This is a genomic window from Ruegeria sp. BHSC276 (assembly GCF_059612945.1).
Window position 1 is genome coordinate 1 of sequence record NZ_JBXWRP010000010.1, and the last position, 13,459, is coordinate 13,459.

Here is a 13,459-nt window from a genome sequence, read left to right on the forward strand (position 1 = left end):
AAAATCTCTGCAGGCCGAACGCCAAAAAAATGGCGCGGGGTGGAGCAGCCAGGTAGCTCGTCAGGCTCATAACCTGAAGGTCAGAGGTTCAAATCCTCTCCCCGCAACCAATATATCGTCGCAAAACAAACGCTTAACCCCGCATCACGCAGGGCTTTCGGCGTTCCGCAAACTCCCGTGGAAGCACTGTGGAAGCACTGTGGAAGCAGCAGGAGCGGTAAATGGGTGTGTGGCAATTCTGTGACAGGGAGCCCGTAGGGACTTTCTTGGGGCTCTCCTGAACAAAACGTGGTTTCAGCAAGAAAAGCGCCGAATAGTTTTCGTTGATCAGGTCAAGTCGTTGGCAAGAGCCTTACGTGGACATTGACTGCCACGCTTTGATTCGGAAAATTCTTTGATACATATCATTTTGATATTTTTGCCAACGTGCAGAATTCTTTGCGTTTGCGCAAAACGGGGGGAAGATTGGTGAATTTTTTTGAAAAATGGTTTTGGCAAGTTTGGCTGTTCCGATATCGCAAACAGCATGGGCTCAATCCGAGTGTAGCGTGGATACGCTGCCACCACTTCCCGATGTGAAATATCTAACGGTGCAGGAACTGCCGGAACCGGTCGCTCATTGCAAGGTTGCAGGGGTGATCGGGACCGAGACCAATTTCGAGCTTTTGTTGCCGGACATGTGGAATGGAAAATTTGTCATGGGAGGTGGTGGTTTCGTCGGTTCGGTCGTCAACGTGGCTTTGGCCTATGGTGCGTTGCAGAAAGGCTATGCCACGGTGGGTACCGACACTGGCCATCAAGGTCACCCAATCGACGCAAGCTGGGCCCTGAACAACCTTGAGCGAGTCGTAAGCTTTGGCCACCAAGCCGTGCATCGAACGGCAGTCACGGCCAAGGCGCTGACAGCGGAATATTACGGAAAGCCCAGTGCCCGCGACCTTTTCATTGGATGTTCGCGCGGCGGCGGGCAGGGAATGATGGAGTCACAGCGCTATCCGGACGATTTCGACGGTATCGTTGCAGGCGCGCCGGCCTATAACTGGACCCACGCGCTGGGTGCCGGTGCGGTGCTGATCAGCCAAGCCATGTTCCCTGACCCCAACGATCTCGGGCGCGCCGTGATTGGGCCTGAGGATCAGCAACTGATTGGGGAGGCCGTTCTGACCCAATGCGATGCGTTGGATGGCATTGAGGATGGCATCCTCATGGACCCGCGCCAATGCGACTTCGATGTATCCACATTGGCTTGTACCGAGGGTCAGAACAGCGGTTGTCTGTCTGAAGAGCAGATCGCCGCTGCCAATGCCATTTACGATGGTCCGAAGGACCCGCAAGGGCAGCTCTTTCCGGGGTTCCCTGTGGGCGGTGAGCTTAGCCCGTCAGGCTGGGGGAACTGGATGACTGGCGGTCTGGACGTGGGCATGGACCTGAGCCATTTCCAGGAGGGCGTAGAAACGGCGGGCGGATTTGAATTGCCGCCAATGCCAAACGCTTTGTTCGGGTTCGGCAATGGGGTTTTGCAATACCTTGTCTATCACGACTCTGACTGGAGTTATGCCGAACAGGACTGGGATACTTTCCGCGAAGATGTGAAGACGGCCGCGCAGACGCCGCGCAGACGTTGAATGCAACTGACCCCGACCTTGCGGCATTTCGAGACCACGGCGGCAAGTTGTTGCTTTTCAACTCGTGGAACGACATGGCAGCAACTGCCTATGGCACGATCCAGTATTTTGAAGAAGTATTGGCAAATGACCCCAGTGCCTTGGATGACGTGCGGTTGTTCATCATGCCGGGTGTGGATCACTGTTCCGGCGGTATAGGCCCGGATTGGGTCGATTATCTCGACGTGATCGATGAGTGGGTGGAAACCGGAGTTGCGCCCGACAGCGTGTTGGCGGTCTGGCGCGAGACATTGGGTCACGGTACCGGCGCGCGTCCCGTATGTGCCTATCCAAAAGTGGCGCAATATGACGGTGCGGGCGATCCTCGCGATCCGGCATGCTTTAACTGCGCAGAGCCTTGAACCCGGTGATTTTGGTGAGAACGCGAACATGAAGAAAGGTCCTATCGTTCGTATTTGGGTCTTCGTGTTGCTGGCTGTGCTGCCGATTTGGCCGGATTGCGCGGCGGCAAAAGACTTACATGTTCTGGCCTCTCTGCTGGCTGAGAACCGCTTCCAAGGTGTCGTTGAGGTCCACGATGAACTAACAATCAAACCAGACCACCACGAAGTGGGCACGCCAGCAAACCCGTTTTTTGTCGGAAACACGGACTTTGGATGTCGAACGTCAGGAGAATTAGTTAAGTGGCGCCCACGGGAGGACTCGAACCCCCAACAGCCCGATTAGAAGTCGGATATTCTATCCAGTTGAATTACGTGGGCGCAGGTGAGCTTTTATTGACAATGTCAGTAGACAAGTCAACTTGGTAATTTTCTGGTGATATTACCAGTTTTTAGCCATTTAATATCAATCAGGTACGTGAATTGGGCGCTATTGTAGCTCTATCCAGTTGAGCTAAGGAGCCGGTGAGTCTTTCAGGGCCAGGTTTCAAGGAGCAATCGCAGGAAGAATGAGCCGGACCCCGTAAGCGCAGCGGACCATCCCGCATTAGGTGTAAGCGCCTTGCTTTCAGCGACGCATTTCCAGCAAAAAATGCCGACTGTCAGAGTTCGGAGTAGCGTAGATTTCGAAAGACAGGCATACCTGCGCGCGTACATCATCACCAAGATTGGTCAACGCATCTGCAGTGAGAAACAAAAATTATGCAAGTGGAGCGTGTGGTAATCGACCGCGCGGCGGTCCGTCGACAAAAGCGGGCATGCTCCACTTCGCTGTCATATCCTGCTGGATGAAGCACACCCATTGATATGCGCGGTCCGTGTGAAGACCGGTTTTGCAGAGTGCTGGAGCTGGAAACAGCCCAAACTCCGGCGGGCCAAGATTTACGGCGGCGAAAGATTCCGCGCCCTTTGAATATCCTTCGGGGTGCCCCTGTCATTGACCGGCACGTCGCTTCAGGCACTTGGCTTTCCTGTTCAGACGAACCGTTTTGCTCAAGGGCCCGCCCATCGGCTCGCGGCCAACCTTGATGCTTCGTGGAAGCGGGATATGCTGCTATAACGCCCAAAAATAAAACCAACAGGGACAGAACCACATGAACAACCGTTTGAGCAAAATCACCATCGTTGGTGGCGGCACGGCAGGCTGGATGACCGCGCTTATCCTTGAGATGGTGTTCTCACGCACATCGGCGCCAAAGGACCGGCCGCGTATCTGCTTGATCGAAAGCCCCAATATCGCAACCGTCGGCGTTGGCGAGGCTACCGTGCCGCGGATGCCGGTCACGCTGCGTCAGGCCGGCATTTCCGAGCGGGATTTCTTCCGCGAGACCAATGCGTCCTTCAAGCTGGGCGTCAAGTTCTGCAACTGGAACAAGGATGCCAAGGGCAATCGCATCGACTATGTGAACCCCTTTGCCCACGGCCAGATGATCGAGGGGCTGGACGCCGCCGAATATTTCCTGCGTTTCGGGAATGGTGATCGGGATTTTACCCAGTCGATCGCACCGCATGATGATCTGGGTCGCCTGTGCAAGGGCGCGCGGCCGCTGGGGCAGCCGGAGTTCGAGCAGCGGTTCGGGTATGCCTATCACCTGGATGCCGTCAAATTTGCCGGGATGCTGACCAAGGTCTGCACCAAGCGCGGCGTCGAGCACATCCAGGACGAGGTGCAGTCGGTCGAACTGGACGAGCAGGGAAATGTCAGCCACCTGATGCTCGAACGCAATGGCCGTCATGACATCGAAATGGTCATCGACTGTACCGGGTTCCGCGGCCTGATCATCAACCAGGCGCTTGGCGAACCTTTCATGGACTATTCGGATTACCTGCCCAACGACCGCGCGATGGCGTTGCAGATCGAACACCCCGACCCGGACAAGATCGAAAGCCTGACGCGCGCCACTGCCCTTGGTGCCGGGTGGACATGGCGGGTGCCGCTGTTCAACCGCGTGGGCACCGGCTATGTGTTTTCCTCGGCGCATCGGACCGACGATCAGGCGGCGGATGAGTACCTGGAATGGTTGGGGGACAGCGGCAAAGGCGCGACTCCGCGCGTGATCCCGATGCGGATCGGACGCGTGCGCAACGCCTGGGTCAAGAACTGCGTGGCGATCGGTCTGGCGGGCGGGTTCATCGAACCGCTCGAGAGCACCGCGATCCACATGATCGATCACGCGGTGCGCTGGTTTGCCGAACATCTGCCGACCAAGGCCATCGAGCCCTCTTTGAGGACACGGTACAACCGGCAGATGAACAAGCTCTATGACGAGGTTCTGGAGTTCATCTGCCTGCATTATCGTCTGGGCAATCGCACGGATGACCAGTACTGGATCGACGCGCGCACTCAGTTGAAAGTGCCGGATCGGTTGGCCGAAAATCTCGACCTGTGGCAGAATCGTCTGCCCCTAGAGCGCGACATCGAATTCGCCACCCTGTTCGACTATCGCGTGTATCAGACGGTTCTGCTGGGCAAGCAGGTTTATGACACCGGATACGGCCCCGGCATCCGCGAACGTCTGCGGCCGCTGAAAAAGCCGATCTGGTTCCAATGGTGGAAAGGGGCCAAGATGGATCTTGCAAAGATCCTCAAGACGATGCCCGACCACAAGACCTTGCTGCTGGATATCCGCGGAGAGCTGGATCGCCCGGCCTTCGGCAAGGCAGTCGCGGCGAAACCGACCGTGGCAATGCCTGGGACAGTTCCGGCGCCGGTCGTCGTTCAGAACATGCCGAACCTCGCCGAGATCCGCAGCGGAGCAAAGGATCTTCAGCTGTTCTAGGGCGCAAGGGTACGTGCCTGGCTGACGGGCGGCGGCTGGCAAGTCGCCGTCGTTCACGTTCTCAGGCCGCTTGGCGTAGGCCATACCACACCGGTTCCGAACGCGCCGGTCACGTCAGAACGGGCGTCGATCTTGGTAACCCCGTCCAAAAGCCCAAATGGGCTCAGCGACGGTCGGATAGCGGGTTTTGCGGAAAAATTTGGTGGAGCCTAGGGGAGTCGAACCCCTGACCTCTTGCATGCCATGCAAGCGCTCTCCCAACTGAGCTAAGGCCCCATTCCGGTACCGCCGTGGCGGTGGACGGACGTTTATGAAACGGCGTCGGTGAGTGCAAGAGCAAAAATCGAAAATCTGTCAAAAAAGTCGATGTTCGATCCGATGCGCCGATCCGGGCGGGGCGGCACCGGGTGCCGCCCACGCCAATTCAGGAATCTTCATCTTCCGACGCGACGTCGGTGATGTCGTCCAACGAGACGTTGTCATCGTCATCGTCTTCCAGGATGTCGTCGTCCAGATCGACATCGACGGCGTCGTCATCGTCCAGTACCAGGTCGTCATCCGACTCGGCCTCGCGGGCCTTGACGGATGCGGCATCTTCGGCATCCGCCGCGATCATCCGGCTCTTGCCGGTTTCCAATTCAACGATCTCGCCGGTGTAGGGGCTGATGATCGGGTCCTTGTTCAGGTCGTAAAACCGCTTTCCGGTGGTCGGGCAAACGCGCTTTACGCCCCATTCTTCCTTGGGCATGTCAATTCCCCTTGATATCAGGTGAGTCGTATCAACGATTCAGGTCACCTGCCACATGCGGCGGGCACTGTCAAAGCCTTTGCGCCAAGGAGAATGCACCATGGGGCGACATTCACTGCCCGGCCACCCGCCTGTCGCCCTGACGCTTCGGAAATCGGCGCGCGCGCGCCGCATCAGCCTGCGAATCTCGCAATTGGACGGCCGGGTTACGCTGACCTACCCGCAGAGCGTTCCCGAATCCGAGGCGATCGGCTTTGCTCGCACGAAAGAAGACTGGATCCGCCAGCATCTTCGCGCCCGTCCCGAGCCGGCGGTCATTCAATTCGGCCAGACACTGCCGGTCGAGGGGGTGCCCCGGCGAATCGTGCCTGCGGAGAGGCGGCGCGTCGTCCTGGAGGCGGACCGGATTGCCGTGCCCGAGGGGGCCGAGGCCCGGCGGCTGGCCCGGTTCCTGAAAGAGCTGGCGCGGGATCGCCTGACCGGGGCCTGCGATGACTATGCCGCGATGCTGGGCCGGGCTTATTCCAGCCTCACCCTGCGCGATACGCGCTCGCGTTGGGGGTCGTGCAGTTCGGCGGGTGGCTTGATGTTTTCCTGGCGGCTGATTCTGGCCCCGCCCGAGGTTCTGCACTATGTCGCCGCGCACGAGGTGGCCCATCTGGCCGAGATGAACCATTCGCCGGCGTTCTGGACGCAGGTCGAGCGTCTGTTCGGCCCATATCAAGCACCGCGGCGCTGGCTGCGCGACAACGGGGCCGAACTGCACCGGTACCGGTTCGAGGCAGGCTCCGGTTGACCCCGTCGGGATTTGTGATCACATGGAGCCATGCAGACCGCCCGAAACCCCGACTCGCAATCCGCCACCCATGACCAGGTCTATCGCGCCTTGCGGTCGCGCATCATGCACGGCGAAATCGCGCCGGGGCAGGCCCTGACCCTGCGCGGCATCGGCAAGGAATTCGATGTTTCGATGACCCCCGCGCGCGAGGCGGTGCGCCGGCTGGTGGCCGAGGGAGCGTTGTTTCTGTCCAGTTCGGGGCGGGTGTCGACGCCCGAGCTCAGCAACGACCGGATCGAGGAGCTGGCCGCCCTGCGGGCGCTGCTCGAGGTCGAACTGGCCAGCCGCGCCCTGCCGCGGGCCCACATGGCCCTGATCGACCGGCTGCAGAGCATCAACATGTCGGTCGCGGAAATGGTGACCAAGCGTGATGCGGTGGGCTATATCCGCGCCAATCTCGAATTCCACCGCACGCTGTACTTGCGCGCACAAGCGCCGGCGATGCTGGCCATGGCGGAAACCGTCTGGCTGCAGCTGGGGCCGACCATGCGGGCGCTTTATGGCCGCTTGCGCCGGACCGAACCGCCGCATTATCACAAGCTGATCATCGCCGCGCTCAAGGCCGGGGACGAGCCTGGCCTGCGGCTGGCGGTACGCTCGGACGTCACTCAGGGTCTGCGTCTGCTGGTCAGCTGAGCAAAGACCTGCGCAGAGGCGCAAATCTGGCTGGCCGCACGGCGCCAAGCTGGCGTCGGAAGGGCGGTTGCGCTAGGCTGGCGGCAACAACGAACAAGAGCAGATGCCAGCCATGATCGATCGACGGATGTTTACACTGGGGCTTGGTTCCGGCCTGCTGACGGCCTGCGCGGGCGGGACGGCGCAGACCCACGCCACGGTCACGCGGATGCAGCCGGTGCCCAACGCCGGCTGGGACGCCTGGGTTGCCGGTTTCAAGGCTCGCGCGGCCGGTCAGGGGATCTCGCAGGCGACCATCGACCGGGCATTCCGAGGCGCGGGGTATCTGCCCGACGTGATCGAGCGCGACCGCAATCAGGTCGAGTTCAAGCGCCCGCTCGAGGACTATCTGGCCATCGCCGCTTCGGACGAGCGAATCAGCAAGGGCCGCCAGATGCTGCAGCGTCACAATGGGACGCTGACCCAGATCGAATCGCGCTATGGCGTGGACAAGGAAATTGTCGTGGCCATCTGGGGGTTGGAAAGCCGGTATGGCGAGCGGCGCGGTGACGTGCCGGTGGTCTCTGCCCTGTCGACGCTGGCCTATGACGGCCGGCGGGGTGCGTTCTTTGAAAAGCAGCTGATCGCGGCGCTGAAGATCCTGCAGAACGGTGACACGACGCCCGACACGATGGCCGGCAGCTGGGCGGGCGCCATGGGGCATACGCAGTTCATCCCAACCTCGTACCTGGCCTATGCGGTCGATTTCACAGGTGACGGGCGGCGAGACATCTGGTCCGACGACCCGACGGATTCGCTGGCCTCGACGGCGGCCTACCTGTCGCGCGCGGGCTGGGTGCGGGGCCAGCCTTGGGGTGGCGAGGTCGGATCACCGGCCGCCAGTTCTGGTACGCCTGTCGCTATCCTGCAGCCGCAGAAACCCGGACCCCGCATTGCCGTGTTCCGCAATTTCCAGGTGATCAAGCGCTACAACAATTCCGACAGCTATGCGATCGGCGTCGGGCATCTGGCCGACCGGATAGCGGGCGGAGGGCCGTTCCAGGCGTCATTCGGACCGGATGAAAATGGTCTGACGCTCGAGGACCGCAAGACGCTGCAGCGCCGTTTGACGGCCGCGGGCTATGATACGCAGGGCGCGGACGGGGTGATCGGGAACAACACCAAGGCCGCCATCAGCGCCTATCAGCGCGCCGGCGGCCTGCCGGTGACGGGTGAACCCTCGGTCAGCCTGTTGCAGTCCTTGGGCGGCTGACGGCTCAGGCTGCCAGCCCCTTGGAGCCCAGATCCAGGAATTTCTGACGCCGGTCCTTGATCAGCACGGCGGCATCCTTGCCGTCCAGCTCTTTCAGCATGTCGGCAATTGCCTTGCCCACCGCCTTGATCGTGGCCGGACGATCGCGATGTGCGCCGCCCTTGGGTTCGGGGATGATCCGGTCGCAGACGCCCAGCTTGTGCAGGTCCTGCGCGGTCAGGCGCAGCGCCTCGGCGGCTTCACGCATCTTCTCGGCGTCTTTCCACAGGATCGACGCGCAGCCCTCGGGCGAGATCACCGAATAGATCGAGTGTTCCAGCATCGCGACCCGGTTGGCCGTGGCAAAGGCCACCGCACCGCCCGAGCCCCCTTCGCCGATGATTACCGACACCAGCGGTACTCCGATCTTCAGGCACATCTCGGTTGACCGGGCAATCGCCTCGGACTGGCCGCGCTCTTCGGCGCCCTTGCCGGGATAGGCGCCGGCCGTATCCACCAGCGTGATCACCGGCAGGCCGAACCGGTTGGCCAGGTCCATCAGGCGCACCGCCTTGCGATAGCCTTCGGGGCGGGCCATGCCGAAATTGCGCTCGATCCGCGATTTGGTGTCCGAGCCCTTCTCGTGTCCGATCACCATCACCGGCCGGTCGTTGAACCGCGCCAGCCCGCCGATCACCGCCAGGTCGTCGGCAAAGTTGCGGTCGCCGGCCAAGGGCGTGAACTCGGTGAACAGGGTCTCGACATAGTCCTTGCAATGGGGGCGTTCGGGGTGACGGGCCACCTGGCATTTCCGCCAGGGGGTCAGGTCCCGGTACAGCTCGTCCAGCAGCTTGGCCGCCTTGGCGTCCAGCGCAGCGGCTTCCTCGGTCACGTCCATCTCTTCGTTGGCGCGGGCCAGGGCGCGCAGCTCTTCGGCCTTGCCTTCGATCTCGGCCAGCGGTTTTTCGAAATCCAGATACTGGGTCATGACGCCTCTCAACGCGAAAGTTCCACGCTATATGACCCGAGGTCGCCCCGGATGCAACTCGGCTTGTCCCGCGCAGGCGGCAAATTCACGCAACCATCGCCAGGTGGATGGGCGCAGCGCCTTGCAGCAAAGTCCGGCCCGCCGTAGTCTGGGCGCAAAGCAGATCGCCGCAATCAACCTGGGCCTGGTTCAAGCGGCGCAGATCAGGGAGATGACGATGAACGTTTTTTGCAAGGGGGTGGCTGCCGCGGTCGTTGCACTTGTGGCAGGCGCGTCCTACGCCGCGCCGCTGAAGCTGCAGCCCGCCAATCCGCAACCTTCGGGACTGAAGTCCGGGTTGAACGTGAAATATGCGTGGGAGGGCAATCCGCCGCGCAAGATTCAAACAGTCACCAAGGCCAAGCAGATGATGAAGAAGGCCCAGCCGGGCGCGCCGCTGCGGGGACTTGATTATCGCGATACCGAGGAGGGCGACCCGGTTCTGACCTACAATCAAGCCTACAACGTGGCGGCAGAGATTACGGGCTACATCCGCTTTGACTCGCCGGGCATCTATGAATTGGAAACCTGGTCGAATGACGGGATCGATGCCTATGTCGGCGGCCAGCAGATCGGCTACTTCAACGGGCGCCAAGGGTGCGAGGCCAACCAACGCACCGAGGTCGAGGTGCCGCAAGCCGGGTGGTATCCGCTCAAGATCAATTATTTCCAGAAATACGGGACCTCTTGCCTGATGATGAAATGGGGCAAGCAGGGCGAGCGATTCACTTGGACGCCAAACGACGTTTTTGGCCGCTGAGGGTCTTTGAACCTTGCAAAAAAAGGCACCCGATCGGGTGCCTTTTTTCGTTTGGGCGCGATGGGTCGGTCAACCGTTCGCGGCGATCAGCTCGGCCTGTGCCACGATCACCTCGGCCTGCTTGATCGAGGCGATATCGACCAATCGCCCCTTGTAGACGGTGGCGCCTTCGCCATTGGCCTTGGCTTGCTCCATCGCGGCCAGGATTTCGCGCGCTTCGGCCACCGCCTCGTCCGACGGGGTGAAGACCTGATTGGCCAGCGCGATCTGCTTGGGGTGGATCGCCCATTTGCCGACCATGCCCAGCGTCGCCGAACGGCGCGCCTGCGCGATATAGCCTTCGTCGTCCGAGAAGTCGCCGAACGGCCCGTCGACCGGCAGCACCCCATGGGTGCGACAGGCGGCCACGATGGCAGCCTGTGCCCAGTGCCACGGGTCCGACCAGTATTTCTGGCCCTCGCGCAGCATGTAGTAGTTTTCCTGCGTGCCGCCGATTCCCGTGGTCTGCATCCCCATCGAGGCAGCGAAATCGGCCGCGCCCAGACTCATCGCCTGAAGGCGCGGGGAGGAGGCCGCGATTTCCTCGACATGGGCGATACCGGCGGCGGATTCGATGATGACTTCAAAGCTGATCGGCTTGGTGCGGCCCTTTGCGCGTTCAATCGCAGTGACCAAGGCGTCAACCGCATAGACATCCTCGGCGCAGCCGACTTTGGGGATCATGATCTGATCCAGCCGGTCGCTGGCCTGTTCCAGCAGGTCCACCACGTCGCGGTACCAATAGGGCGTGTCCAGCCCGTTGATGCGCACCGACATGTACTTGTTGCCCCAATCCACGGTGTTCAGCGCCTCGATCACGTTGGCGCGGGCGGTGTCCTTGTCGGACGGGGCCACCGAATCTTCTAGGTCGAGGTTGATCACGTCCGCAGCCGAGGCGGCCATCTTGGGGAACAGCTTGGTGTTGGATCCGGGGCCGAACAGCTGACAGCGGTTTGGTCGCGCCGGGGCGGCGGGTTGGATACGAAAGCTCATCGGCACCTCGCTGGGTAATGAAATTACGATTTCAGTTGGCAATTGGGTATTAAATTGCGCGACCCTGCGCAAGCCTGATTGTGCAGTTGCGGCAATGCTGTTGCAGAAAGCGGTGCGCAACCACCGGAACGCGGCGGTCAAAGTTTCATCATTTCGAAAATTTCGAAGCTTTTTGCGCTGTTTGGGGGAATCTTGCAAAATTCTCCGTTCGATGTGCGGCAGGTCGGAGGAAAACGAGAAACGCTCGTTGACGGCCTTCAATAGGTTGGGGCGGAAGAAAAGGAGAGCGCGCGATGATCGAGACACCGTACCTGCTGTTTTTGGGCGATGCCCCCGACCAATTGGCCGCCAAGGTCGCGATCGGCATTCGGGACTGGCGCCCGGAAAACGCCGTGGGTCAGCTGCGGATGGAGGACTGCAAGGCCGATCTGGGCCTGACCGACATGACCCTGGCCGAAGGTAAGGCCGCCGGCGCCAAGACGTTGGTGATCGGTGTCGCGAACCGCGGTGGCGTCATCAGCCAGGCCTGGAAAGAGGTCCTGATCGCCGCGCTGGAAATGGGCTATGACCTGGCTTCGGGCCTGCACAACCTGCTGCGCGACGAAGGCGATCTGGTGGCCGCGGCCCAGACTCATGGCTGCACCCTGCATGACGTTCGCGTCCCTACCGTGGGCTATCCGATTGCCAACGGGCGCAAACGCAACGGCAAGCGCTGTCTGGCGGTGGGCACTGATTGTTCGGTGGGCAAGATGTACACGGCCATGTCGATGGATGCCGAGATGCGCAAGCGCGGCATGAAATCGACCTTCCGCGCCACCGGCCAGACCGGCATTCTGATCACCGGGCAGGGCGTTCCGCTTGACGCCGTGGTGGCCGATTTCATGGCCGGTTCCGTCGAATACCTGACACCCGAGAACGATCCCGATCACTGGGATCACATCGAGGGGCAGGGGTCGCTGTTCCATGTCTCGTATTCCGGCGTGACCATGGCGCTGATCCATGGCGGTCAGCCGGATGCTCTGGTCCTGTGCCACGAGCCGACCCGCACCCACATGCGCGGTCTGCCGGAATATTCCCTGCCGACGCTGGAGCAGCTGCGCGATACGGCCCTGCCTTTGGCGCGCGTCGCCAACCCTGCCTGCCAGGTCGCGGGTGTGTCGATCAACACACAGCACCTAAGCGAGGAGGACGCGAAAGCCTACATCGCCAAGGTCGAGGCCGAGATGGGCCTGCCGGCTACGGATCCGTACCGGTTCGGCGCGGGCAAGCTGGTGGACGCGCTGGCCGCGATGTGATCCAACCGGGGCGCCGATGGCGGGCGTACCCGCCTCCGGCGCTGGAAACTGCAATGACAAAGGAGTGGGCGCGTGCAGATCGACGTCTCTCGTGATGTGTTCCAGTTGGCGCAGGTGTTCACCATCTCGCGCGGGTCGCGGACCGAGGCAAAGGTATTGACGGTGCGCCTGACGGATGGGGCGCATCAAGGCTGGGGCGAATGTGTGCCTTATGCCCGGTATGACGAAACGCTGGAGTCGGTCCAGGCCGAGATCCGCGGTTTGCCCGACACGTTCACGCGCCAGTCGCTGATGGACCTGCTGCCCGCCGGTGCCGCGCGCAATGCGGTCGATTGCGCTCTGTGGGACCTTGATGCCAAGCGGGCGGGCAAGCGCGCTTGGGAACTGGCCGGCCTGCCCGCGCCCAAGCCCGAGATCACCGCCTATACTCTTTCGCTGGACACGCCCGACGCGATGCGGGCGCAGGCGGCGAAGAATGCGCATCGTCCGCTGTTGAAGATCAAGCTGGGCACGCCCGACGACATGCCGCGGCTCGAGGCCGTGCGAGCCGGGGCGCCTGATGCCCGGATCATCGTGGATGCCAACGAGGGCTGGTCGGCCGAGGTCTATGCCGATCTGGCGCCGCATCTGGTGCGTTTGGGCGTCGCGCTGGTCGAACAGCCGCTGCCCGCCGGCGATGACGAGGCGCTGATCGGGCTGGAGCGCCCGGTGCCGGTCTGCGCTGACGAGAGCTGCCACGATCGCGCCAGCCTGCCCGGCTTGAAGGGCAAATATGACGTGATCAACATCAAGCTGGACAAGACCGGCGGTCTGACCGAGGCGCTGGAACTGCGCCGCGCGGCGCAGGCCGAGGGTTATGGCATCATGGTGGGCTGCATGGTCGGCAGCTCTCTGGCGATGGCGCCTGCGACACTGGTGGCGCAGGGGGCGCTGGTGACGGACCTTGACGGCCCGCTTCTGTTGGCCGAAGACCGCGATACACCGCTGGTTTTCGACGAGGCCGGCGTACACCCGCCGCAGGCGGCGCTCTGGGGGTGACGCGCTGTG

The 13,459-nt window shown here is 61.6% G+C and carries 12 protein-coding genes and 3 tRNA genes; 10 read left to right on the forward strand and 5 right to left on the reverse strand.

Annotated features, from left to right (window positions below; genetic code table 11):
* Nucleotides 1-33: 33 nt before the first annotated feature.
* From AC2FMD_RS15670 to AC2FMD_RS15680, 3 genes are all read left to right on the forward strand, one after another.
* Nucleotides 34-110: transfer RNA gene (locus AC2FMD_RS15670), tRNA-Met, on the forward strand.
* Between the two features lie 438 nt (nucleotides 111-548).
* Nucleotides 549-1,625 carry a tannase/feruloyl esterase family alpha/beta hydrolase gene (locus AC2FMD_RS15675; protein ID WP_496795233.1) on the forward strand — a complete coding sequence of 359 codons (1,077 nt, stop codon included), beginning with the start codon at nucleotides 549-551 and terminating at the stop codon, nucleotides 1,623-1,625.
* On the forward strand, nucleotides 1,622-2,026 hold the full coding sequence (locus AC2FMD_RS15680) for a tannase/feruloyl esterase family alpha/beta hydrolase (RefSeq protein WP_496742044.1): 405 nt from the start codon (nucleotides 1,622-1,624) through the stop codon (nucleotides 2,024-2,026). Before AC2FMD_RS15675 ends, AC2FMD_RS15680 begins: the two co-directional genes overlap by 4 nt.
* Nucleotides 2,027-2,309: 283 nt before the next feature.
* Here the strand turns inward: AC2FMD_RS15680 and AC2FMD_RS15685 are convergent.
* A tRNA-Arg gene (locus AC2FMD_RS15685) sits at nucleotides 2,310-2,386 on the reverse strand.
* Between the two features lie 773 nt (nucleotides 2,387-3,159).
* On the opposite strand from AC2FMD_RS15685, the gene AC2FMD_RS15690 reads away from it, so the two are divergent.
* Entirely contained in the window at nucleotides 3,160-4,845 is a 1,686-nt protein-coding gene (locus AC2FMD_RS15690) for a tryptophan halogenase family protein (protein WP_496795234.1), read from the forward strand.
* A gap of 200 nt (nucleotides 4,846-5,045) precedes the next feature.
* On the opposite strand, the gene AC2FMD_RS15695 is transcribed toward AC2FMD_RS15690, so the two are convergent.
* Both AC2FMD_RS15695 and AC2FMD_RS15700 read right to left on the reverse strand, forming a co-directional pair.
* Nucleotides 5,046-5,121 (reverse strand) — tRNA-Ala (locus AC2FMD_RS15695).
* Between the two features lie 148 nt (nucleotides 5,122-5,269).
* The gene (locus tag AC2FMD_RS15700; RefSeq protein ID WP_496742040.1) at nucleotides 5,270-5,593 is read right to left on the reverse strand and encodes a TIGR02300 family protein; all 324 of its coding nucleotides are present in this window, start codon (nucleotides 5,591-5,593) and stop codon (nucleotides 5,270-5,272) included.
* 100 nt (nucleotides 5,594-5,693) lie between these two features.
* Between AC2FMD_RS15700 and AC2FMD_RS15705 the strand changes: the two genes are divergently transcribed.
* The 3 genes from AC2FMD_RS15705 to AC2FMD_RS15715 all read left to right on the forward strand — a co-directional run bounded on the left by AC2FMD_RS15705 (nucleotide 5,694) and on the right by AC2FMD_RS15715 (nucleotide 8,319).
* Nucleotides 5,694-6,389, forward strand: a complete 696-nt coding sequence (locus AC2FMD_RS15705; protein ID WP_496688693.1) for a M48 family metallopeptidase — start codon at nucleotides 5,694-5,696, stop codon at nucleotides 6,387-6,389.
* Nucleotides 6,390-6,419: 30 nt separating this feature from the next.
* Nucleotides 6,420-7,067 carry an FCD domain-containing protein gene (locus AC2FMD_RS15710; RefSeq protein ID WP_490361228.1) on the forward strand — a complete coding sequence of 216 codons (648 nt, stop codon included), beginning with the start codon at nucleotides 6,420-6,422 and terminating at the stop codon, nucleotides 7,065-7,067.
* Nucleotides 7,068-7,179: 112 nt separating this feature from the next.
* The gene (locus tag AC2FMD_RS15715) at nucleotides 7,180-8,319 is read left to right on the forward strand and encodes a lytic murein transglycosylase (protein ID WP_496795249.1); all 1,140 of its coding nucleotides are present in this window, start codon (nucleotides 7,180-7,182) and stop codon (nucleotides 8,317-8,319) included.
* Nucleotides 8,320-8,323: 4 nt separating this feature from the next.
* On the opposite strand, the gene AC2FMD_RS15720 is transcribed toward AC2FMD_RS15715, so the two are convergent.
* Entirely contained in the window at nucleotides 8,324-9,286 is a 963-nt protein-coding gene (locus tag AC2FMD_RS15720; RefSeq protein WP_496742036.1) for an acetyl-CoA carboxylase carboxyltransferase subunit alpha, read from the reverse strand.
* A gap of 217 nt (nucleotides 9,287-9,503) precedes the next feature.
* On the opposite strand from AC2FMD_RS15720, the gene AC2FMD_RS15725 reads away from it, so the two are divergent.
* Nucleotides 9,504-10,085 carry a PA14 domain-containing protein gene (locus AC2FMD_RS15725; RefSeq protein ID WP_496711176.1) on the forward strand — a complete coding sequence of 194 codons (582 nt, stop codon included), beginning with the start codon at nucleotides 9,504-9,506 and terminating at the stop codon, nucleotides 10,083-10,085.
* 69 nt (nucleotides 10,086-10,154) lie between these two features.
* Here the strand turns inward: AC2FMD_RS15725 and AC2FMD_RS15730 are convergent, their stop codons facing one another.
* Complete coding sequence (locus AC2FMD_RS15730; protein ID WP_170453006.1) at nucleotides 10,155-11,117, reverse strand: L-malyl-CoA/beta-methylmalyl-CoA lyase; 963 nt, start codon at nucleotides 11,115-11,117, stop codon at nucleotides 10,155-10,157.
* Between the two features lie 293 nt (nucleotides 11,118-11,410).
* Here AC2FMD_RS15730 and dgcN point away from each other — a divergent pair, with 293 nt between their 5' ends.
* Complete coding sequence (gene dgcN, locus AC2FMD_RS15735; protein WP_496742034.1) at nucleotides 11,411-12,412, forward strand: N-acetyltransferase DgcN; 1,002 nt, start codon at nucleotides 11,411-11,413, stop codon at nucleotides 12,410-12,412.
* 72 nt (nucleotides 12,413-12,484) lie between these two features.
* On the forward strand, nucleotides 12,485-13,450 hold the full coding sequence (gene dgcA, locus AC2FMD_RS15740; RefSeq protein WP_496688699.1) for an N-acetyl-D-Glu racemase DgcA: 966 nt from the start codon (nucleotides 12,485-12,487) through the stop codon (nucleotides 13,448-13,450).
* Nucleotides 13,451-13,459 lie beyond the last annotated feature (9 nt).